This is a genomic window from Streptomyces rugosispiralis (genome assembly GCF_024505145.1).
In the GTDB taxonomy this organism is placed as follows: Bacteria; Actinomycetota; Actinomycetes; order Streptomycetales; family Streptomycetaceae; genus Streptomyces; species Streptomyces rugosispiralis.
The window spans coordinates 1-25,178 of record NZ_JANIAA010000072.1 but is presented as its reverse complement, the minus strand read 5'-3'; the positions used below and the strand labels follow the sequence as shown (position 1 = coordinate 25,178).

At 74.4% G+C, this 25,178-nt stretch carries 2 protein-coding genes; both read left to right on the top strand.

The features are described 5' to 3' along the window. The coding region (locus NP777_RS45300; protein WP_391858708.1) for a type I polyketide synthase at positions 1–8,005 on the top strand (8,005 nt) is incomplete at its 5' end. 25 nt (positions 8,006–8,030) lie between these two features. Continuing rightward, a partial coding sequence (locus tag NP777_RS45295) for a type I polyketide synthase (RefSeq protein ID WP_256656042.1) occupies positions 8,031–25,178 on the top strand: 17,148 nt, incomplete at its 3' end.

The following is a 25,178-nucleotide window of genomic DNA, read 5'->3' as shown; positions in this document are numbered from 1 at the left end:
GCTGGAGGAGCGCAACGTCACGACGTTCGTGGAGCTGGGCCCGGACGGTGTGCTCACCGCCATGGCCCAGGACTGCGTGTCCGACTCCGCGTCGGACGCCGGGTTCATCTCGGCGCTGCGCAAGGACCGTCCCGAGGCCGAGGCGCTGACCATAGCCCTCGCCCGCGCCCATGTGCGCGGAGTGGCGGTGGACTGGGCCGGATACTTCGCCGGTCGGGACGCCCACCACGTTGACCTGCCGACGTACGCCTTCCAGCACGAGCGGTTCTGGCTGGAGCCCGGCGCGGCGTCCGTGGGTGATGTGGCCTCGGTGGGCCTGGAGCTGGCGGGGCATCCGCTGCTCGGCGCCGCCGTGCCGCTGGCGGAGACCGATGGGCTGGTGTTCACGGGACGGCTGGGTGTGGATACGCACCCGTGGCTGGCCGACCATGTGGTGCGGGGCGCGGTGGTGCTGCCCGGCACGGCGTTCGTGGAGCTTGCCGTCCGCGCCGGTGACCAGGTCGGCTGCGATCTGCTCGACGAGCTGACCCTGCACGCCCCGCTGGTGCTGCCCGAGCGCGGTGGCGTCCGGCTGCAGCTCACCGTCGGCGCGCCCGATGGCGCCGGACGGCGGTCGCTGACCGTCCTGTCCCGCGCGGAGGACGCCCCGGCCGAGGAGCCGTGGACGCGACACGCCGACGGTGTGCTCGCCACGGGCGCGCCCCGGCCGTCGTTCGCGCTGACCGCGTGGCCGCCGCAGGGCGCCGAGGCGGCCCGTACCGAGGAGCTGTACGCGGCGCTCGCGGACGGCGGGCTGCGGTACGGCCCGGTGTTCCAGGGGCTCATGGCCGCCTGGCGGCGCGGGGACGAACTCTTCGCCGAGGTACGGCTGGACGAGTCCGCCGCCTCCGACGCGCAGGCGTACGGTCTGCACCCGGCGCTGCTCGACTCGGCGCTGCACGCGCTCGGCTTGGACGGTCTGGGCGACGGCGACGGCGACGGCGACGGCCAGGGGCGGCTGCCGTTCGCCTGGAGCGGCGTGTCGCTGTACGCGAGCGGCGCCTCGGCGCTGCGGGTGCGGCTGGAGCTGCGCGGCGCGGACGCTGTCCGGCTGGAGATCGCGGACGCCGCCGGTGCGCCGGTCGCGGCCGTGGACTCGCTGGTTCTGCGCGCCGTGTCGGCGGAGCAGGTGCGGGCCGCGCGGGCGGCGTACCACGAGTCGCTGTTCCGCGTGGAGTGGACCGAGCTCCCGGCCGGGGCGGGCGCCGCCGCGCCCGGCGGCGGTCGCTGGGCGGTGCTGGGCACGGACGCGTTCGGGTTGGGTGCCACGGCATACGCGGACCTCGCGGAGCTGGGCGAGGCCGTCGATTCCGGAACGGCGCTGCCGGACCAGGTCGTGGTTTCCCTGACATGGCACGGTGCGGCAGTTCAAGCCCGTCCGGCGATTGAGGACACGCCCGAAGGGCGTACCCACCCGCACGCAGACGGCCCGGCACTCGAATGCCCGGATGCGGCATCTCCAGCCCGTCCGGCGCTTGAGGACCGGGGGCAAGGGGCGGAGCCCATCCACGCGGCGGAGCCGCATATCGATGCTGCGGGAAGGGGCGGAGTGGGGGAAAGCCCCTCGCCCGCCACCACGGCGCATCAGGCCACCACCCAGGTGCTGGGCCTGCTGCAGCAGTGGCTGGCCGACGACCGCTTCACGGACTCAACGCTGGTCCTGCTGACCTCGGGGGCCGTGGCCACCGAGACCGGTGAGCCGGTGACGGACCTCGCGGGCGCCGCCGTACAAGGTCTGCTGCGCACGGCGCAGGCCGAGAACCCGGACCGCTTCGTCCTTCTGGACATCGACGGCCAGGACGCGTCGCTCGCGGCGCTTCCGGGCGCGCTGGCGGCGGGCGAGGAGCAACTCGCCGTCCGCGCGGGCGTGGCCCGTATCCCGAGGCTGGCCAGGGTGCCGGTCGCGGACGAGACGGCGGCGGTGGCCCTCGACCCCGCGGGCACGGTGCTGGTGACCGGTGCGTCCGGTTCGCTGGGCGGGCTGGTGGCGCGGCATCTGGTGGCCGAGCGTGGCGTACGGCGGCTGCTGCTGGTGAGCCGTCGCGGCGATCAGGCGCCGGGTGCGGAAGAACTCGCCGCCGAGCTGGCCGAGTTGGGCGCCGAGGCGCGCTGGGCGGCGTGTGATGTGGCGGACCGGGACGCGCTCGCCGCGGCCCTCGCCACCGTCCCCGCCGAGCATCCGCTGACGGCGGTCGTGCACACGGCCGGTGTGCTGGACGACGGTGTGATCGGCTCGCTCACCTCCGAGCGCGTCGACCACGTCATGCGGCCGAAGGTGGACGCGGCCTGGAACCTCCACGAGCTGACCCGCGACCTCGACCTGACCGCCTTCGTGCTGTTCTCCTCCGCCTCGGGCGTGTTCGGCACCCCGGGCCAGGGCAACTACGCGGCCGCCAACGCCTTCCTGGACGCCCTGGCCGCGCACCGCCGCGCCGAGGGTCTGCCCGCCGTCTCGCCGGCCTGGGGCCCCTGGGCGGGCGCCGGTATGGCCGGTGGCCTGGACGAGGCCGACATCGCCCGGATGCGGCGCGCCGGGCTGCCGCCGCTGTCCCCGGCGGAGGGCCTGGCGCTCCTGGACGCCGCGCTCACCACGGACGAGGTGGCACCGGTCCCGATGCGCGTGGACGCCGTGGCGCTGCGCGCCCAGGCCGCGGCGGGCGCGCTGGCGCCGCTGCTGCGCGGGCTGGTGCGGGTCCCGGTGCGCCGCGCGGTGGACACCGCCGCGGGCGGCGGTTCCGCGCTGGCGGAGCGGCTGGCCGGGCTGAGCGCGGCCGAGCAGGACCGGCTGCTGCTGGACCTGGTGCGTACGCAGGTGGCGGCCGTCCTCGGCTACGCGGGCCCGCAGGCCGTCGAGGAGGGCCGGGCGTTCAAGGACCTGGGCTTCGACTCGCTGACCGCCGTCGAGCTGCGCAACCTGCTGCGCGAGGTCACCGGGCTGCGGCTGCCGCCGACGCTCGTCTTCGACTACCCCACCTCGACCGCCCTGGCGGGCCATCTGCGCCAGGAGATCGTCGGGGACCCGGCCGACGCGGTCGTGCCCGACCGGGTGGTCAGCGCGGTGGACCGCGACGACCCGATCGCGATCGTCGCCATGAGCTGCCGCTTCCCCGGCGGGGTGCACTCGCCCGAGGAGCTGTGGCGGCTGCTGGTGGCCGGTGACGACGCCATCACCCCGTTCCCCGCCGACCGCGGCTGGGACCTCGCCACGCTCTACAGCGACGACCCCGACCTCGAGGGCACCAGCTACACCCGCGAGGGCGGCTTCCTGCACGACGTGGCCGACTTCGACGCCTCGTTCTTCGGGATCTCGCCGCGCGAGGCGCTCGCGATGGACCCGCAGCAGCGGCTGCTGATGGAGACCACCTGGGAGGCGTTCGAGCGGGCCGGGATCGACCCGGCCGCGCTGCGCGGCAGCCGTACCGGCGTCTACATCGGCTCCAACGACCAGGACTACCTGACCCTGTGGCTGAACGAGCCGCAGGGCCTCGAAGGCCACCTCGGCACCGGCAACTCCTCCAGCGTGGCCTCCGGCCGCCTCTCCTACGCCTTCGGGCTCGAAGGCCCCGCGGTCACCATCGACACCGCCTGCTCCTCCTCGGTGGTGGCGCTGCACCTGGCCGCGCAGGCGCTGCGCAACGGCGAATGCTCGCTCGCGCTCGCCGGTGCCGTCACGGTCATGTCCACCCCGGGCGCGTTCCTGGAGTTCAGCCGGCAGCGCGGACTGGCCGCCGACGGCCGGATCAAGGCGTTCTCCGGTGACGCGGACGGCACCAACTGGTCGGAGGGCGTGGGCCTGTTCCTGGTGGAGCGGCTCTCCGACGCCCGCAGGAACGGTCACCCGGTGCTCGCCGTGCTGCGCTCCACGGCCATCAACCAGGACGGCGCCTCCAACGGTCTGACGGCGCCGAACGGCCCGTCCCAGCAGCGCGTCATCCGGCAGGCCCTCGCCAACGCCGGTCTTTCGGCCACGGACATCGACGCCGTCGAGGCCCACGGCACCGGGACGACGCTCGGCGACCCGATCGAGGCCCAGGCGCTGCTCGCCACCTACGGCCAGGACCGGCCCGAGGACCGGCCGCTGTGGCTGGGCTCGGTGAAGTCCAACATCGGCCACACCCAGGCCGTGGCGGGCGCCGCCGGCATCATGAAAATGGTCATGGCGATGCGGCACGGTGTGCTGCCGCGGACCCTGCACGTCAGCGAGCCGACCCCGCACGTCGACTGGACCGCGGGTGACATCGAGCTGCTGACCGAGGCCCGGCCCTGGCCGGAGACCGGCCGTCCGCGCCGCGCGGGCGTGTCGTCGTTCGGCTTCAGCGGCACCAACTCGCACGCGATCATCGAGCAGGCCCCGGCCGCGGACGCGGTCTCCGCGCCCGCCCCGGAGCGGCCCCTGCCCGTCCTCGCCTGGCCGGTCTCGGGCCGTACCGAGGACGCGCTACGGGCCCAGGCCGCACGGCTGCGCCCCTATGTGACCGCCGCCGGGGCCGACGGGCCGCGCCCGCTCGACCTCGCGTACTCCCTGGCCACCTCGCGTGCCGCCCTGGAACACCGGGCCGTGCTGCTCGGCCGGGACGGCGACCTCCTCGGTGACCAGCTCGCGGCGCTGGCCGAGGGGCACGGTGCGGCGGGGCTCGTCGAGGGCTCGGTGGCCGGTGGCAAGCTGGCGTTCCTGTTCACGGGGCAGGGCAGCCAGCGGCTGGGCATGGGGCGTGAGCTGTACGACGCCTTCCCGGCGTTCGCGGAGGCGCTGGACGAGGTGTGTGCGGAGCTGGACCGGCATCTTGAACGGCCGCTGAAGACGGTGCTGTTCGGGGAGGACGCCGAGGCGTTGGACCGGACGGGGTTCACTCAGCCCGCGTTGTTCGCGGTCGAGGTGGCGTTGTTCCGGCTGGTCTCGGAGGCGTGGGGGCTGAAGGCGGACTTCCTGTCCGGGCATTCGATCGGTGAGCTTGCTGCCGCGCATGTGGCGGGTGTGCTCTCGCTCGCGGACGCCGCGAAGCTGGTGGCGGCGCGTGGCCGGTTGATGCAGGAGCTGCCCGCCGGTGGCGCGATGATCGCGGTGCAGGCGTCCGAGGACGAGGTGGTGCCGCTGCTGACCGAGGGCGTCAGCATCGCGGCCTTGAACGGCCCGTCGTCCGTGGTCATCGCCGGTGATGAGGACGCGGCTGTCGCGATCGCCTCTGGTTTTGAGGCGCGGGGTCGTAAGACCAAGCGGCTCACCGTGAGCCACGCGTTCCACTCCCCGCGCATGGACGGCATGCTGGACGCCTTCCATGAGGTCGTGCAGGGACTCACGTACGAATCCCCGCGTATCCCGATCGTCTCCAACCTGACGGGCGAGCTGGTCTCCGCCGAGGAGATCACCAGCCCCGACTTCTGGGTGCGCCACGTCCGCGAGGCGGTCCGCTTCCTCGACGGCGTACGGACCCTCGAAGCCCAGGGCGTCACCACCTACCTCGAACTCGGCCCCGATGGCGTCCTGACCGCCATGGCCCAGGAGTGCGTCACCGACGCCGACGCGGCCGGTTACGCCGCCGCGCTGCGCGCGGACCGCCCCGAGGCCGAGACCGTCACCACCGCGCTCGCCCAGGCGTATGTCCGGGGCGCCGAGGTGGACTGGGCCGGGTACTTCGCCGGGACCGGCGCACACCGCGTCGACCTGCCGACGTACGCGTTCCAGCGCCGCCGGTACTGGCCGGACACCGCCGTGGCGTCCGGGACCCCGGCCGAGGGTGCCGTGGACGCGGTGGACGCGCGGTTCTGGGAGGCCGTGGAGCGCGAGGACTGGGAGTCGCTCGCCGGTGAGCTGCGGGTCGAGGGCGACCAGCCGCTCAGCGCGGTACTGCCCGCCCTGTCGTCGTGGCGCCGCGCCCAGCGCGAACGGTCCGCCGCCGACGGCCACCTCTACAACGTGGTGTGGAAGCCGCGTCCGGGGGGCGGCCCGGCGGGCTCCCCGGCCCCGTCCGGCACCTGGCTGACCGTCGTCCCGGCGAGCCACGCCGACGACCCGCGGATCACCGCCGTGGCCGACGATCTGACGCGCCGCGGCGTGCGGGTCGTCACGCTGGAACTGGACGCCGTGGACACCGACCCCGCCGCCGTGGCCGACCGCCTCGCCGCGGCGACGGCCGACGGCCCGGTGGCCGGGGTGCTGTCCCTGCTGGCGCTGGACGAGCGGCCGCATCCGGAGCATCCGGCGGTGCCGGTCGGCCTCGCGCTGACCGGTGCGCTGGCCGAGGCGCTGGCGCGCCGGGGCGACGACGCCCCGGCGCGGCTGTGGTGCGCCACCCGGGGCGCGGTCTCGACCGGCGGCGCCGACCGGCTGGCCGGTGCCACCCAGGCCCAGGTCTGGGGCTACGGCCGGGTGGTCGCCCTGGAACAGCCCGAGCGCTGGGGCGGTCTGGTGGACCTGCCGGAGACCGTGGACGAGCGGGCGCTCGACCGGCTCGCGGCCGTGCTCGCCGGGTCCGACGACGAGGACCAGGTGGCGATCCGCGCCACCGGGGTCTTCGTACGCCGCCTCGTCCCGGCCCCGCGCACCGCGGCCACCGCGGCCGCCGAGCCCTGGACGCCGCGCGGCACCGTGCTGGTGACCGGTGGCACGGGCGCCCTGGGGCGGCATGTGGCCCGCTGGCTGGCGGACCACGGCGCGGAGCGGCTGGTGCTGCTCAGCCGCCGTGGCCCCGACGCGCCGGGCGCGGCCGAGATCGTGGCCGAACTGTCCGGCACCGACACCGCCGTGACCGTCGAGGCATGCGATGTGGCCGACCGCCACGCGCTCGCCGCGCTGGTGGAGAAGCTGGCCGCCAACGGCACGCCGGTACGGGCCGTGGTGCACTCGGCCGGGATCTCCCAGGAGCCCGGCACCGGCACCGAACTCCCCGAGTTCGCCCGGATTCTGGCGGCCAAGACGACCGGCGCGGTCCACCTCGACGCCCTCTTCGGCGCGGACGCCGACCCGCTGGACGCCTTCGTGCTCTTCTCCTCGATCGCCGGGGTGTGGGGCAGTGGCGGCCAGGGCGCGTACGCGGCCGGGAACGCGTTCCTCGACGCGCTGGCCGAACAGCGCCGGGCCCGCGGCCTGCCCGCCACCTCGGTGGCCTGGGGCCCGTGGGCGGACGGCGGCATGGCCGCCGAGGGCGACGCCGAGGAGCAACTGCGCCGCCGTGGACTGCCGCCGATGGCGCCGGAGGTGAACATGGTCGCCTTCCAGCGGGTGCTCTCCCGCGAGGAGACCGCCGTGACCGTGGCCGATGTCGACTGGGAGCGTTTCGCCCCGGCCTTCACCGCCGCCCGCCCCCGCCCGCTGATCGACGATCTGCCGCAGGTGGCCAAGGCCCTGCGCGGCAGCGGCAGCGGCAGCGGCAGCGGCGACGGCGAGCCGGCGGATAAGGCGGCCGACGGCGTATCCGTCCTGCGCGAGCGGCTCACCGGGCAGTCCGCGGCCGAGCGCGAGGACACGGTGCTGGAGCTGGTCCGCACTCATGTGGCCAGCGCCCTCGGCCACGCCTCGGCCGACGAGGTCGAGGCCGGACGCGCCTTCAACGAGCTGGGCTTCGACTCGCTCACCGCGGTCGAACTGCGCACCCGGCTCGGCGCGGCCACCGGCCTCAAGCTGCCCGCGAGCCTGGTCTACGACTACCCGACCCCGGCCGCGCTCGCCGAGCACCTGCTGACCGAGCTGGTCCCGGACGGACCGGGCCACGGCACCGGCCACGCCCTGCCCGATGTGGACCTCGACCCGCAGGACGCCGAGCTGCGGCGCACCCTGGCCACCATCCCGATGAGCCGGATCCGGGAGGCCGGGCTGATGGACACGCTGCTCAGGCTGGCCGATCCACAAGCCGCCACTTCCGACCCCAGCCGCGCCGAGGACGAGGCGGAGTCCATCGACGAGATGGACGTCCAGCACCTCATCGACATGGCACTCGACCTCGACAGCCTCGACGGCAACGATTCCTGACGCGGGCCCAAGCACGGAGTACACGATGACAACCCCCAACGAAAAGCTCGTTGACGCGCTGCGGGCCTCGCTGAAGGAAACCGAGCGGCTGCGGAAACAGAACCAGCAGCTCACCGACGCCTCCCGGGAACCGATCGCGATCGTCGGCATGAGCTGCCGGTTCCCCGGCGGCGTCGGCAGCCCCGAGGAACTGTGGCGGCTCGTCGCGGACGGCCAGGACGCCATCTCCGGCTTCCCCGACGACCGCGGCTGGGACATCGAGTCGCTGTACGACCCGGATCCGGAGCGCGAGGGCACGTTCTACGCCCGCGGGGGCGGCTTCCTGTACGACGCCGGCCGGTTCGACCCGGGCTTCTTCGGGATCTCGCCGCGTGAGGCGCTGGCGATGGACCCGCAGCAGCGGCTGCTGCTGGAGACCTCGTGGGAGGCGTTCGAGCGGGCCGGGATCGACCCGGCGACGATGCGGGGTTCGCGCACCGGTGTGTTCGTCGGCGCGTCCACGCAGGCGTACGGGGCGGGGGAGTACGACCTGCCGGAGGGCGTCGAGGGCCATCTGCTCACCGGAACCGCCTCCAGCGTCGCGTCCGGGCGGCTCTCCTACGCCTTCGGGCTCGAGGGCCCGGCGGCCACCATCGACACCGCCTGCTCCTCGTCCTCGGTCGCGCTGCACCTGGCGGTCCAGGCGCTGCGGCAGAGCGAGTGCTCGCTGGCGGTGGCGGCGGGCGCGACCGTGCTGTCATCGCCGGATGTGTTCGTGGAGTTCAGCCGTCAGCGCGGACTCTCCGCCGACGGCCGCTGCAAGTCCTTCGCGGCCTCGGCGGACGGCACCGGCTGGTCCGAGGGTGTCGCCGTGCTGCTCGTCGAGCGGCTGTCGGACGCGCGCAGGAACGGCCACCCGGTGCTCGCGGTGGTGCGTGGCTCGGCGGTCAACCAGGACGGCGCGTCGAACGGTCTGACGGCGCCGAACGGCCCGTCGCAGCGGCGTGTCATCCGGCAGGCCCTGGAGAACGCCCGGCTCGCCGCCGCCGACGTGGACGCGGTGGAGGCCCATGGCACGGGTACGACGCTGGGCGACCCGATCGAGGCCCAGGCGCTGCTGGCCACGTACGGCCAGGAGCGGCCGGAGGGCCGGCCGCTGTGGCTCGGCTCGCTGAAGTCGAACATCGGCCACACCCAGAACGTCGCCGGTATCGGCGGCGTCATCAAGATGGTCATGGCGATGCGGCACGGGGTGCTGCCGCGGACGCTGCACGTGGACGAGCCCACCCCGCATGTCGACTGGTCGGCGGGTGAGGTGTCCCTGCTGACCGAGGCACGGCCGTGGCCCGAGACCGGCCGGCCGCGCCGGGCGGGTGTGTCGTCGTTCGGTGTGAGCGGCACGAATGTGCACACCATCATCGAGCAGGCGCCGGAGGAGGCGGAGGCCGCGGGGGCGCCTTCGGGTGCCGTGGCTCCGGGTGTGGTGCCGTGGGTGCTCTCGGGTCGGGGCGCGGGTGCGCTGCGTGCTCAGGCGGAGCGGTTGCTCGCGCGCGTGGAGGCGCGGGGCGAGCTGCGGCCGGTGGATGTGGGGTTCTCGCTGGCGACCGGGCGGTCGGCCTTCGAGCACCGTGCGGTGGTGGTTGCTGAGGGCCGGGACGGGCTGCTGGCCGGGCTGGGTGCGCTGGCTGACGGGCGCGGCGCGCCGGGTGTGGTCGAGGGTTCGGTGGCCGGTGGCAAGGTGGCGTTCCTGTTCACGGGGCAGGGCAGCCAGCGGCTGGGGATGGGCCGTGAGCTGTACGACGCCTTCCCGGTGTTCGCGGAGGCGCTGGACGCGGTGTGCGCGGAGCTGGATCCGCATCTCGCGCGGCCGTTGCGGGATGCGTTGTTCGGGGACGACGCGGCGGTACTGGATCGGACGGGGTTCACTCAGCCCGCGCTGTTCGCGGTCGAGGTGGCGCTGTTCCGGCTCGTTGAGGCGTGGGGTCTGAAGGCGGACTTCCTGTCCGGGCATTCGATCGGTGAGCTGGCCGCCGCGCATGTGGCGGGTGTGTTGTCGCTGGCGGATGCCGCGAAGTTGGTGGCCGCCCGTGGGCGGTTGATGCAGGAGCTTCCGGCCGGTGGCGCGATGATCGCCGTCCAGGCGTCCGAGGACGAGGTGGCGCCGCTGCTGACCGAGCGGGTGTCGATCGCCGCGCTCAACGGGCCCACTTCCGTGGTCATCGCGGGTGATGAGGACGCGGCGGCTGAGATCGCTTCCGGTTTCGAGGCGCAGGGCCGTAAGACCAAGCGGCTCACGGTCAGCCATGCGTTCCATTCGTCGCGTATGGACGGCATGTTGGCCGCGTTCCGCGAGGTCGCGGAGGGGTTGTCATACGAGGCTCCGAAGATTCCGATTGTGTCGAATCTGACCGGTGGCGTGGTGTCCGCCGAGGAGATCACGACCGCCGACTTCTGGGTCCGCCACGTCCGCGAGGCCGTGCGCTTCCTCGATGGCATACGGACCCTCGAGGCGCAGAACGTCTCCACATTCGTGGAGCTGGGCCCGGACGGTGTGCTCACCGCGATGGCGCAGGAATGTGCGATCGGTGAGGACGCCGCGTTCATCTCGGCGCTGCGCAAGGACCGTCCCGAGGCCGAGGCGCTGACCACGGCCGTCGCCCGCGCCCATGTGCGCGGAGTGGCGCCGGACTGGGCCGCGTACTTCGCCGGTACCGGCGCGCACCGGGTCGACCTGCCGACGTACGCCTTCCAGCGCGAGCGGTTCTGGCTGGAGCCGGGCGCGGTGTCCGTAAGCGATGTGGCCTCCGTGGGGCTGGAGTCGGCGGGGCATCCGCTGCTGGGCGCCGCGGTGCCGCTGGCGGAGTCCGATGGGCTGGTGTTCACGGGGCGGCTGGGTCTCGACACCCATCCGTGGCTGGCCGAGCACACGGTCCGGGACGCGGTGGTGATGCCGGGTTCGGCGTTCGTGGAGCTTGCCATCCGGGCCGGTGACCAGCTCGGTTGTGACTTCCTCGACGAGCTGACCCCGCACGCCCCGCTGGTGCTGCCCGTACGCGGTGGTGTCCGGCTGCAGGTCACGGTCGGCGCGCCGGACGACGCCGGGCGCCGCTCGTTCACCGTCTCCTCCCGCGCGGAGGACGCCGCCGCCGACACGGCGTGGGTGCGCAACGCGAGCGGTGTGCTCGCCTCCGGCGCCCCCGGCCCGTCGTTCGACCTCGCCGCGTGGCCGCCGAACGCCGCCGAGGCCATCGAGCCCGAGGCGCTCTACGCCCGGCTGGCCGAGGACGGGCTGCGGTACGGCCCGGCGTTCCAGGGGCTCACGGCCGCCTGGCGGCGCGGGGACGAACTCTTCGCCGAGGTGCGGCTGGCCGACGACGCCAAGCCCGGTGCCGAGGAGTTCGCCGTCCACCCGGCGCTGCTGGACGCCGCCCTGCACGCCCTCCACGGCCGCGACGGCGCCCAGCTGACCGATGGCTGGCAGGGCGTCTCCCTGTACGCGGAGGGCGCGTCCGCGCTGCGCGTACGGATCGCGCCCGCCGGGGCCGGCACGGTGTCGCTGGCGCTGGCCGACGCCACGGGTGAGCCGGTCGCCGCCGTGGACGGCCTGCGCTGCCGTCCGCTGCCGGACGACCTCACCGGTGACGCGGACGTGGCACGGCAGAGCCTGTTCCAACTCGACTGGGTGGCCCCGCAGACCGCCTCCGCAGGTCCGGACGCCGCCGCTCGCCGTATCGTCCTGGGCGAGGACCCGTTCGGGCTGGTCGCGGCCGGAGTGGCCGCCGACTCCGCGCCTGATCTGGCCGCGCTGGGCGCGTCCGTCGAGGCGGGCGACACCGCCACTCCGGAGCTGGTCCTCGCGTCCTTCGCGCCCATATCCGGCGACGCGAACGAGGCCGCGAACGGCGACGCGAACGAGGCCGCGAACGGGGACGCGGCCGAGGACGTGGCCGAGGCCGCACACCGAGTGGCGCGGCATGCGCTGGCCCTGGTGCAGGGCTGGCTGGCGGATGAGCGGTTCGCCGATGCGCGCCTGGTGTTCGTCACCCGGGGCGCGATGGCCGCCGACGCGGAGGAGGGCGTCACGGATCTGGCGCACGCGCCTCTGTGGGGCCTGGTGCGCTCCGCCGAGACCGAGAACCCGGGCCGTTTCGTCCTCGTGGACGTAGACGAAGCGGCTGAAGCCGCCGAAGCCGCTGGGTCCGTCGAGGTGGCTGGGTCCGCTGGCGCCGCCGAGGTCCTCGGTACCTTCGCCGACGTGCTCTCCGACGCGCTGGCCACCGGCGAGCCTGAGCTCGCCCTCCGCGCGGGCCGCGCCCTCGCCCCCCGACTGGCCCGCGCCTCCGCCCCGGCCGCGGGCTCGGACCCGGTCCTGGCCTCGGGTTCGGCCGCGGGCTCGGCCCCGGTCCTGGGCGCGGCCCCGGTTCTGGGCTCGACCCCGGCCGCGGGCTCGGCCGCGGCTCCGAACGCCAACTCCCTGCCCGCCGCACCCGCGTTCGACGCCGACGGCACCGTGCTCATCACCGGTGGCACCGGCGCCCTCGGCCGGCTGCTCGCCCGCCACCTCGTGGCCGAGCACGGCGTACGCCACCTGCTGCTGACCAGCCGCCGTGGCGCGGACGCCGATGGCGCCGCCGAGCTGGCCGCCGAACTCCGTACGCGGGGCGCCGAGGTCACCCTCGCCGCCTGCGACGCCGCGGACCGCGACGCGCTCGCCGCGACCCTGGCGGCCATCCCGGCCGAGCATCCCCTGACGGCCGTCGTGCACACCGCCGGTGTGCTGGACGACGGCACGGCCGCGACCCTGACCCCCGAGCAGCTGGAGCGGGTGCTGCGTCCCAAGGTGGACGCGGCGTGGAATCTGCACGAGCTGACCCGCGACCTCGACCTGTCCGCTTTCGTGCTGTTCTCCGCCATCGCGGGCACGCTGGGCGGCGCGGGCCAGGCCAACTACGCCGCGGCCAACGTCTTCCTCGACGCCCTCGCCACACACCGGCACGCGGCGGGCCTGCCCGCCACCTCGCTGGTGTGGGGCCTGTGGGCCCAGTCCGGCGGGATCACCGGCGGACTGACCGAGACCGATCTGCTGCGGCTGGCCCGCAGCGGCATGGGCGCCCTCAGCGACGACGAGGGCATGGCGCTCTTCGACGCCGCCCGCCGCACCGGCCGTACCCTGCTGATCCCGGCCCGTCTCGACCTCGCCGCGCTGCGCTCCGCCGCCGGATCCGGCCCGGTCCCGGCGCTGCTGCGCGGGCTGATCCGGACCACCGGCCGGCGCACCGCCGCGGGCGCGCTCGCCGCCGGTTCGTCCCTGGCCGAGCGGTTGCGCACGCTCTCCCCGAACGAGCGCCGCCGGACGCTGCTGGACCTCGTACGCGGTCATGTGGCCACGGCCCTCGGCCACGCCTCCGCCGACGCCATCGAGGCGCGCCGGGCCTTCAAGGAGCTGGGCTTCGACTCGCTCACCGCCGTCGAACTGCGCAACCGGCTCTCCGCCGCCACCGGGCTCAAGCTGCCCACCACGATCGTCTTCGACCACCCCAACCCCACCGTCCTCGCCGACCATCTGCGCGCCGAACTCCTCGGCCCGGACGAGCACGAGGCCGAGGCGGAGGAGACGGCCCCGGCACTGGCCGCCACCGCCTCCCTCGCCGACGACCCGATCGCCATCGTCGCGATGGGCTGCCGCTACCCCGGCGACGTCCGCTCGCCCGAGGACCTGTGGCAGCTCGTGGCCACGGGCTCGGACGCCATCACCGGATTCCCCGTCAACCGCAACTGGGAGAGCCAGTGGGCGGCGGACGGCGACGAGGCCGACGCGGGCCCGTCCGACTACGCCCGCGCCGGTGGCTTCCTGCACGACGCGGACCTCTTCGACGCCGCGTTCTTCGGGATCTCGCCGCGTGAGGCGCTGGCCATGGACCCGCAGCAGCGGCTGCTGCTGGAGACCTCGTGGGAGGTCTTCGAGCGCGCCGGTATCGACCCGGACTCGCTGCGCGGCCGCTCGGTCGGCGTGTTCGTCGGCGCGGCCTACAGCGGCTACGACGCGGGCCTGGAGCAGGCCGGTTCGGAGGTCGCGGGCCATGTGATGACGGGCAACGCCGGCAGCGTCATGTCCGGCCGTATCGCCTACGCCCTCGGCTTGGAGGGCCCGGCGGTCACCGTCGACACGGCGTGTTCGTCGTCGCTGGTGGCGCTGCACTGGGCGATCCAGGCGCTGCGCCAGGGCGAGTGCACGATGGCGCTCGCGGGCGGTGTCACCGTGATGACGACGCCCGGCCACTTCACCGAGTTCAGCCGCCAGGGCGGCCTCGCCGCCGATGGCCGCTGCAAGGCGTTCGCGGCCGGTGCGGACGGCACCGGCTGGGGTGAGGGCGTCGGCATGCTGCTCGTGGAGCGGCTGTCGGACGCCCGGCGCAACGGCCACCAGGTGCTGGCCGTGGTGCGCGGCTCGGCCGTCAACCAGGACGGTGCGAGCAACGGCCTCACCGCGCCGAACGGCCCGTCCCAGCAGCGCGTCATCCGCAAGGCGCTGACCAGCGCCGGGCTGACCAGCGGCGATGTGGACGTGGTCGAGGCGCACGGCACGGGTACGACGCTGGGTGACCCGATCGAGGCGCAGGCGCTGCTGGCCACGTACGGCCAGGAGCGGGCCGAGGGGCAGCCGCTGTGGCTCGGCTCCATCAAGTCCAACATCGGCCACGCCCAGGCGGCGGCCGGTGTCGCGGGCATCATCAAGATGGTGCTGGCGATGCGGCACGGTGTGCTGCCGCGGACGCTGCACGTGGACGAGCCGTCGCCGCATGTCGACTGGACGGCCGGTGACATCGCGCTGCTGACGGAGCGGATGGCGTGGCCGGAGACCGGCCGCGCCCGCCGGGCCGCGGTGTCGTCGTTCGGCATCAGCGGCACCAACGCGCACACCATCATCGAGCAGGCCCCGGCCGTCGCCGCCGAACCGGTGGCGGGCGCCGAGCGGGACGGCTCCGGTGTGGTGCTGCCGTACGCGCTCTCGGCCAAGGGCACCGACGCCCTGCGCGCCCAGGCCGAGCGGCTGTACGCCCACCTGATCGCCCAGCCCGACCTCGCACCCGCCGACATCGCCCACACCCTGGCCACCGGCCGCGCCGCGCTGGACGCACGCGCGGTGCTGGTCGCGGACGGCAGGGACGACCTGCTGGCCGGTCTCGACGCGCTGGCGCGGGGGGAGTCCGCGCCGGGTCTGGTCCAGGGCGCGGTCGCCGAGGGCGAGACGGCGTTCCTGTTCACGGGGCAGGGGAGTCAGCGGCTGGGGATGGGGCGTGAGCTGTATGACGCCTATCCGGTGTTCGCGGAGGCGTTGGACGCGGTCTGCGATGAGCTGGACCAGTACCTTGAGCGGCCGCTGAAGGGCGTTCTGTTCGGGGAGGACGCCGAGGCGTTGGATCGGACGGGGTTCACTCAGCCCGCGTTGTTCGCGGTTGAGGTGGCGTTGTTCCGGCTGGTCTCGGAGGCGTGGGGGCTGCGGCCGGACTTCCTTTCCGGGCATTCGATCGGTGAGTTGGCTGCCGCGCATGTGGCGGGTGTGCTGTCGCTGGCGGATGCGGCGAAGTTGGTGGCGGCGCGTGGCCGGTTGATGCAGGAGCTTCCTGCGGGTGGCGCGATGGTCGCCGTTCAGGCGTCGGAGGACGAGGTGGCGCCGCTGCTGACCGAGGGCGTCAGCATCGCGGCCTTGAACGGCCCGTCGTCCGTGGTCATCGCGGGTGATGAGGACGCGGCTGTCGCGATCGCTTCCGGTTTCGAGGCCCAGGGTCGTAAGACCAAGCGGCTCACCGTGAGCCACGCGTTCCACTCGCCGCGTATGGACGGGATGCTGGAGGCGTTCCGCGAGGTGGCGCAGGGGCTGAGCTACGAGGCCCCGCGCATCCCGATCGTCTCCAACCTCACCGGCACCGTCGTCTCCGCCGAGGAGATCACCAGCCCCGACTTCTGGGTCCGCCACGTCCGCGAGGCCGTCCGCTTCCTCGACGGCGTACGGACCCTCGAAGCCCAGGGCGTCACCACCTACCTCGAACTCGGCCCCGACGGTGTCCTCACCGCCATGGCCCAGGAGTGCGTCACCGACGCCGACGCGACAGCCTTCGCCGCCGCGCTGCGCAAGGACCGCCCCGAGGCCGAGGCGCTGACCACGGCCGTCGCCCGCGCGTATGTGCGCGGTGCGGCGCCGGACTGGGCCGGGTACTTCGCCGGGATCGGCACGCACCGCGTCGACCTGCCGACCTACGCCTTCCAGCACCGCCGCTACTGGCCCGAGGAGCCGGTGGCGAGCCTGGCCGCCGCCGCGGGTGTCGACGGCTGGCGGTACCAGGTGGCGTGGAAGCCGCTGTCGCTGGGCTCCGCGGCCCGGCTGTCCGGGGTGTGGCTCGTCGTCGCCCCCGCCGAGGACGCCACCGCCGACGCGTGGACGGACGGTGTCGTCCGTACGCTGGCCGAGCGGGGCGCCGAAGCACGGCGGCTCGACGTGGCCGACGAGGACCGCGCGTCCATCGCCGAGCGGCTGCGTACGGCGGCCGACGGCGGCGCCGTGGCCGGTGTGCTCTCGCTGCTGGCCACCGGGGACACCGACGCCCTGCTGCCCACGGCCGCCCTCGTGCAGGCCATGGGCGACGCGGCGATCGACGCGCCGTTGTGGTGTGCCACCCGGGGCGCCGTCTCGACCGGGCGTCAGGGCGAGCCGGTGGACCCGGCCCGCGCCCAGGTCTGGGGCCTGGGCCGGGTGGCGGCCCTGGAACTGCCCGACCGCTGGGGCGGGCTCATCGACCTCCCCGAGACGATGACCGACCGGGTGCTGTCGCGGCTCGCGGTGGTGCTCGCCGGGGCCGGGGACGAGGACCAGATCGCCGTCCGCGCCTCCGGGGTGTTCGGCCGCCGACTGGCGCGGGCCACCGCACGGCAGGTGCCGGAGCCCGAGGGCTGGAGCGCCCACGGCACGGTGCTGGTGACGGGCGGTACCGGCGCGCTGGGCGGCCAGGTGGCCCGTTGGCTGATCGACAAGGGCGCCGAGCACGTGGTGCTCACCAGCCGCCGTGGCCTCGACGCACCCGGCGCCGCCGAACTGCGCGATGAACTCGCCGCTACCGGCGCCCGGGTCACGGTCGCCGCATGCGATGTGGCCGACCGCGAGGCGCTGGCCGGGCTGGTGGCCGGGCTCCCGGCCGAGCTGCCGCTGACGGCGGTGGTGCACGCGGCCGGGGTGCTGGACGACGGCGTTCTGGAGTCGCTGACGCCCGAGCGCTTCGCCTCCGTCCTGCGCGCGAAGGCCGAGGCCGCGCTCGCGCTGGACGAGCTGACGCGCGATCTCGACCTGTCCGCGTTCGTGCTGTTCTCCTCGACCAGCGGCACCGTGGGCGCCGCCGGCCAGGCCAACTACGCCGCGGCGAACGCCTTCCTGGACGCGCTCGCCGGGCGGCGGCGCGCCGAGGGCCTGCCCGCCACCTCGATCGCCTGGGGCCCGTGGGCCGCGGGCGGCATGGCCGCCGACGAGGCGCTGGAGCAGCGCATGCGCCGCGCCGGGATGCCACCGATGGACGCCGATCTCGCGATCGACGCCCTCCAGCGCGCCCTCGACCTGGGCGACGCGGCCGTGACCGTGGCGGATGTCGACTGGGACCGGTTCGCGCCGGGCTTCACCGCCGGCCGTCCCAGCCCCCTGCTGGCCGACCTGCCCGAGGTGCGCCGGGCCGCCGTCACCGCGGCCGGCGAGGCCGCGCCCGCCGAGACCGCCTCCGCGCTCGCCCGGCGGCTCCTCGGCCTGCCCGAGGCGGAGCGCCACCGGGCGCTGCTGGATCTCGTACGGACCCATGTGGCGGAGGTCCTCGGCCACGCCGACGTGTCCGACATCAGCGCCGAACGGGCCTTCCGCGAGATCGGCTTCGACTCCCTCACCGCCGTCGAACTGCGCAACGGCCTCAACGCCGCCACCGATCTGCGGCTGCCCGCCACCCTCATCTACGACTACCCGACGCCGCTCGCCCTCGCCGACCACCTCTTCGCCGAACTGCTCGGCGGGCAGGTGGCGGCCACGGGTGGCGCGTCGCCGGTGGCGGGCGTGGCGGCCGACGACGATCCGATCGCGATCGTCGCGATGAGCTGCCGCTTCCCGGGCGGGGTGCGCACCCCCGAGGAGCTGTGGCGGCTGCTGGTGTCCGGTACGGACGTCATCTCGGACATGCCCGCCGACCGCGGCTGGGACCTCCACACGCTCTACAACCCGGACCCGGACGTCGAGGGCACCTCGTACGTCCGCGAGGGCGGCTTCCTGCGGGACGCCGCCGACTTCGACCCGGCGTTCTTCGGCATCTCGCCGCGTGAGGCGCTGGCCATGGACCCGCAGCAGCGGCTGCTGCTGGAGACGTCGTGGGAGGCGTTCGAGCGGGCCGGGATCGACCCGGCGACGCTGCGCGGCTCCACCGCCGGTGTCTTCGTCGGCACCAACGGCCAGGACTATCTGTCCCTGCTGCTGGGCGACTCGCAGGGCCTCGAAGGTCATATGGGCACGGGCAACGCGGCCAGCGTGATCTCGGGCCGGCTCGCGTACACCTTCGGCCTCGAAGGCCCGGCGGTCACCATCGACACCGCCTGCTCCTCCTCGCTGGTCGCCCTCCACTCGGCGATCCAGGCGCTGCGCGGCGGTGAGTGCTCGATCGCGCTCGCTGGCGGTGTGACCGTGATGTCCACGCCCGGTGTGTTCGTGGACTTCAGCCGTCAGCGCGGACTCGCGGAGGACGGCCGGATCAAGGCGTTCGCGGCCGGGGCGGACGGCACCGGCTGGGGTGAGGGCGTCGGCATGCTGCTCGTGGAGCGGCTGTCGGACGCGCGGCGCAACGGCCACCCGGTGCTCGCGCTCGTGCGCGGCACGGCGGTCAATCAGGACGGTGCGTCGAACGGCCTGACGGCGCCGAACGGGCCCTCGCAGCAGCGGGTGATCCGGCAGGCGCTGGCGGGTGCGGGGCTTTCGGCGTCCGAGGTGGACGCGGTCGAGGCCCATGGCACGGGCACCCGGCTGGGCGACCCGATCGAGGCGCAGGCGCTGCTCGCCACGTACGGCCAGGACCGGGCGGAGGGGCAGCCGCTGCTGCTCGGCTCCATCAAGTCCAACATCGGCCATACGCAGGCCGCGGCCGGTGTCGCCGGTGTGATGAAGATGGTCCTCGCCATGCGGCACGGGGTGCTGCCACGCACGCTGCACGTGGACGAGGCGACCCCGCATGTGGACTGGTCGGCGGGCGACATCAGGCTGCTGACGGAGGCGCGGGAGTGGCCGGAGACGGGCCATCCGCGTCGTGCGGGCATCTCCTCGTTCGGCTTCAGCGGCACCAACGCCCACGCGGTGCTGGAAGAGGCCCCGGCGGCTGACGCCGTTGAGGCCGTCGCGGACGCCGATGAGGGCGCTTCGGCTCTGCCGGTGCTGCTCTCGGCCCGTACGGAAGACGGGCTGCGCGCCCAGGCCGCGCGGCTGCACGGCCATCTGACCGCGCGGACCGAACTCCGCACGGCCGACCTCGGCTACGCGCTCGCCGTGGGCCGCTCGGCCTTCGAGGAGCGCGCGGCGCTCGTCGCCGAGGACCGGGACGGACTGCTGTCCGGCCTGGAGGCACTCGCCGAGGGCCGTACGGCGGCCGGGCTCGTGCGGGGCTCGGTGGCCGGTGGCCGGGTGGCGTTCCTGTTCACGGGGCAGGGCAGCCAGCGGCTGGGGATGGGCCGTGAGCTGTACTACGCGTACCCGGCCTTCGCGGAGGCGTTGGACGCGGTCTGCGATGAGTTGGACCGGTACCTTGAACGGCCGCTGAAGACGGTGCTGTTCGGGGACGACGCCGAGGCGTTGGACCGGACGGGGTTCACTCAGCCCGCGTTGTTCGCGGTTGAGGTGGCGTTGTTCCGGCTGGTTTCGGAGGCGTGGGGGCTGAAGGCGGACTTCCTGTCGGGGCACTCGATCGGTGAGCTGGCCGCCGCGCATGTGGCGGGTGTGTTGTCGCTGGCGGACGCGGCGAAGTTGGTGGCGGCTCGTGGCCGGTTGATGCAGGAGCTTCCGGCCGGTGGCGCGATGATCGCGGTGCAGGCGTCGGAGGATGAGGTGGCGCCGCTGCTGACCGAGCGCGTCAGCATCGCAGCGCTCAATGGGCCGTCGTCCGTGGTCATCGCGGGTGATGAGGACGCGGCGCTGGAGATCGCTTCCGGTTTCGAGGCCCAGGGCCGTAAGACCAAGCGGCTCACCGTGAGCCACGCGTTCCACTCGCCCCGCATGGACGGGATGCTGGACGCCTTCCGTGAGGTGGCCGAGGGGCTGTCGTACGAGGCTCCGCGCATCCCGATCGTCTCGAACCTGACCGGTGGCGTGGTGTCCGCCGAGGAGATCACGACCCCCGACTTCTGGGTCCGCCACGTCCGCGAGGCCGTGCGCTTCCTGGACGGCATCCGCACTCTCGAAGCACGCAGCGTCACCACGTTCGTCGAGCTGGGCCCGGACGGGGTCCTGACCGCGATGGCGCAGGAGTGCGTCACGGACTCCGCGTCGGACGCCGCGTTCATCTCGGCGCTGCGCAAGGACCGTCCCGAGGCCGAGGCGCTGACCACGGCCGTGGCACGGGCACACGTCCGTGGCGTGGCCGTGGACTGGGCGGCCCTCTACGCCGGGACCGGCGCCACGCGTCCGGCGCCGGACGAGCTGGCCGCGCTGCCCACGTACGCCTTCCAGCGGCAGCGCTACTGGCCGAAGGTCTCGTCGCTGTTCCTCGGCGACGTGGCCGCCGTCGGACTCGGCCAGGCCGAGCATCCGCTGCTCGGTGCCAGCGCCGAACTGCCCAGCGCGGACGGGATGTTGTTCACCGGGCGGCTGGCGCTCTCCACGCACCCGTGGCTCGCCGATCACACGATCATGGACACCGTGCTGCTGCCCGGCACCGCGTTCGTGGAGCTCGCGGTCCGCGCCGGTGACCAGGTCGGCTGTGAGGTGCTGGAGGAGCTGACCCTCGAAGCGCCGTTGGTGCTGCCCGAGGACGGCGGGGTCCAGCTACGGCTGTGGGTCGGCGCGGCCGATGACACCGGCCGCCGCCCGCTGGAGCTGCACTCCCGGGCCGAGCACCTGTCGGCCGAGGAGCCGTGGACCCGGCACGCGTCCGGTGTGCTGGCGTCCGGCGGTGCGCCGGAGGCGTCGTTCGAGCTGAGCGCCTGGCCTCCGGCGGACGCCGCCGAGGTCGAGGTCGGTGACCGTTACGCCGAGCTGCGGGACGTCGGTTTCGCATACGGGCCCGCGTTCCAGGGGCTCCGTAGGGCGTGGCGGCGCGGCGGAGAGGTGTTCGCCGAGGTGGCGCTGGACGAGGGCACGGCCGAGGAGGCCGCCGCGTTCGGGCTGCACCCGGCGCTGCTGGACGCCGCGCTGCACGCGCTCGGCCTGGCCGGGCTCGGCGGCACCGAGACCGAGGGGCGGCTGCCGTTCGCCTGGACCGGGGTGTCGCTGTACGCGAGCGGCGCGGCCACGCTGCGGGTGCGGATGGCCGCCGTGGGCGGCGACGGCGTCCGGCTGGAGATCGCGGACGCCGCCGGCGCGCCGGTCGCGGCCGTGGACTCGCTGGTGCTGCGCCCGGTCTCGGCCGAGCGGTTGGAGAGCGCCCGCACGGCCTACCACGAGTCGCTGTACCGCGTGGAGTGGACGGCGACGCCCGCCCCCGCGGACTCGGCCGACGGCCGCTGGGCGGTGCTGGGCACGGACGCGTACGGGCTGGGCGCCACGGCGTACCCGGACCTGGCCGCGCTGGGCGAGGCCGTCGATTCCGGAACGGCGCTGCCGGAGTACGTAGTGGTCCCGCTGACAAATCAAGCCCGTCCGGAGCCCTCCTTGGACGGCGCGCCACTCGAGGACGGCGCGGCACTTGAACGCCCGGGTGCGGCAAATCAAGCCCGTCCGGCGATTGAGGACACGCCCGAGGGGCGTCTACACCCGCACGCGCACGGCGCGGCACTTGAAGGCCCGGCTGCGGCATTCCCAGCCCGTCCGGCGCTTGAGGACCGGGGCCTTGGGGCGGAGCCCCGAGTTACGGGAAGGGACGGGGTGGGGGAGAACCCCACCCAAGCCGCACACGACGCCACCACCCAAGCCCTCCACCTCCTCCAGACCTGGCTGGCCGACAACCGCTTCACGGACTCAACACTGGTCCTGCTGACCTCCGGCACCGTGGCCACCGAGACCGCCGAACCGGTGCCGGACCTCGCGGGCGCGGCCGTACGCGGCCTGGTGCGCTCCGCACAGGCCGAGAACCCGGACAGGCTCCTCCTGATCGACCTCGACGGCCACGACGACTCGCGAGCCGCGCTGCCCGCCGTACTCGCGAGCGCCGAGGCCGAGGTCGCGGTGCGGGAAGGCGTCCTCAAGACGCCACGCCTGGCCCGTGCCGCGTCGGCGCCCGACAGCCAGGCCCCGGAGTGGAACCCGGACGGCACGGTGCTGGTCACCGGCGCGTCCGGTTCGCTGGGCGGCCTGTTCGCCCGGCACCTGGTGGCCGAGCGTGGCGTACGGCACCTACTCCTGGTGAGCCGCCGTGGCGACCAGGCACCGGGTGCGGAAGAACTCGCCACCGAGCTGGCCGAGTTGGGTGCCGAGGTGGCATGGGCGGCGTGTGATGTGGCGGACCGGGACGCGCTCGCCGCGGCCCTCGCCGCCATCCCCGCCGAGCACCCCCTGACGGCGGTCGTGCACACCGCCGGTGTGCTGGACGACGGTGTGATCGGCTCGCTCACCCCCGAGCGTGTGGCGCACGTCATGCGCCCGAAGGTGGACGCGGCCTGGAACCTCCACGAACTGACCCGCGACCTCGACCTCGCGGCGTTCCTGCTGTTCTCCTCGGCCGCCGGTGTGTTCGGCGGTCCGGGCCAGGGCAACTACGCGGCCGCCAACGTCTTCCTGGACGCCCTCGCCCAGCACCGCGCCGCCCAGGGCCTGCCGGCCACCGCGCTCGCGTGGGGCCTGTGGGCCGGTGGCGGCATGGGCGACACCCTGGACGAGGCCGACATCACCCGGATGCGGCGGGCCGGAGTGCCCCCGCTGCCGGTGGCGGAGGGGCTGCGGCTCTTCGACGCCGCGCTGACCGTCGACGAGGCGTCGCTGGTGCCGATGCGTCTGGACCTCGCGGCGCTGCGCAACCAGTCCGCGATCTCGCCGCTGTTGCGCGGTCTGGTGCGGGGCCCGGCGCGGCGCGCGGTGGACGCGGTCGCGGCAGGTGGCGAGTCCGGTCTTGCCGGGCGGCTCGCCGGGCTGAGCGCGGCGGAGCAGGAGCGGCTGCTGCTGGACCTGGTCCGGGCGCAGGTGGCCACGGTGCTCGGTTACGCGGGCGCGGAGACCATCGGCTCCGGCCGGGCGTTCAAGGAGCTGGGCTTCGACTCGCTGACCGCCGTCGAGCTGCGCAACCAGCTCAACTCGGTCACCGGGCTGCGGCTGCCCGCGACGCTCATCTTCGACTACCCGGACCCGCGGGTCCTGGCCCGCCATCTGCGGACCGAGCTGGTGGGCGAGGAGTCGGCGGAGGTGCACACCCCGGTCCCGGTGGCGGCCGTCACCGAGGACGAGCCGATCGCCATCGTCGGTATGAGCTGCCGCTACCCGGGCGGGGTCACCACCCCCGAGGAGCTGTGGCGGCTCGTCATCGGCGCCACCGACGCCATCTCCGACTTCCCCGTCGACCGCGGCTGGGACCTCGACGCGCTCTACAGCGACGACCCCGACCAGGTGGGCACCAGCTACACCCGCGAGGGCGGCTTCCTGCACGACGCCGCCGACTTCGACCCGGACTTCTTCGGGATCAACCCGCGCGAGGCCATGGCGATGGATCCGCAGCAGCGGCTGCTGCTGGAGACCTCGTGGGAGGCGTTCGAGCGGGCCGGGATCGACCCGACGGCCGTGCGCGGCAGCAGGACCGGTGTCTTCGCGGGCGTCATGTACCACGACTATCTGACCCGGCTCACCGCCGTCCCCGAGGGGCTCGAGGGCTACCTCGGTACGGGCGGCGCGGGCAGCATCGCCTCGGGCCGGGTGGCGTACACCTTCGGTCTTGAGGGCCCGGCGGTCACCATCGACACGGCGTGTTCGTCGTCGCTGGTGGCGCTGCACCTGGCCGCGCAGGCGCTGCGCAACGGCGAGTGCTCGCTGGCGCTGGCCGGTGGTGTGACCGTGATGGCCACCCCGGACACGTTCATCGACTTCAGCCGTCAGCAGGGGCTGTCCACGGACGGCCGCTGCAAGTCGTTCGCGGCGTCGGCGGACGGCACGGGCTGGGCCGAGGGCGCGGGCATGCTGCTCGTGGAGCGGCTGTCGGACGCGCGGCGCAACGGCCACCGGGTGCTGGCCATCGTGCGCGGCTCCGCGATCAACCAGGACGGCGCGTCCAACGGCCTGACGGCGCCCAACGGCCCGTCCCAGCAGCGCGTCATCCGCGACGCGCTCACCAGCGCCCGGCTCACCACCGCCGATGTCGATGTGGTGGAGGCGCACGGCACGGGTACGACGCTGGGCGACCCGATCGAGGCCCAGGCCCTGCTCGCCACCTACGGCCGCGGCCGGCCGGAGGGGCAGCCGCTGTGGCTGGGCTCGCTGAAGTCCAACATCGGCCACACCCAGGCCGCCGCGGGTGTCGCGGGCATCATCAAGATGATCATGGCGATGCGCCACGGGGTGCTTCCGCGGACCCTGCACATCGACGAGCCCACCCCGCATGTGGACTGGTCGGCGGGCGACCTCGAGCTGCTGACCGAGGCCCGGCCGTGGCCGGAACTCGGCCGACCGCGCCGGGCGGCCATCTCGTCGTTCGGCGTGAGCGGTACGAACGCCCACACCATCCTGGAACAGCCCCCGGCCCCTGCCCCCGCCCCCGAGGAGACCCCCGCGACCGGTCGTCCGGTGGCGGAGCCGCCGACGGTGCCGTGGGCGCTCTCGGGCAAGTCCGAGGCCGCCCTGCGCGGCCAGGCCGAACGGCTCCTCGCCCACCTCGCCACCCACCCTGAGCTGAACCCCACGGACGTCGGCCACTCGTTGGCCACGGGCCGGGCGGCGCTGGAGCGGCGCGCGGTGGTCATCGGCGAGAACCGCGCCGGGCTGCTGTCCGGCCTGGAGGCGCTGGCACGTGGCGAGTCGGCGGCCGGGCTGATCCAGGGGACGGTGGCAGAGGGCGGC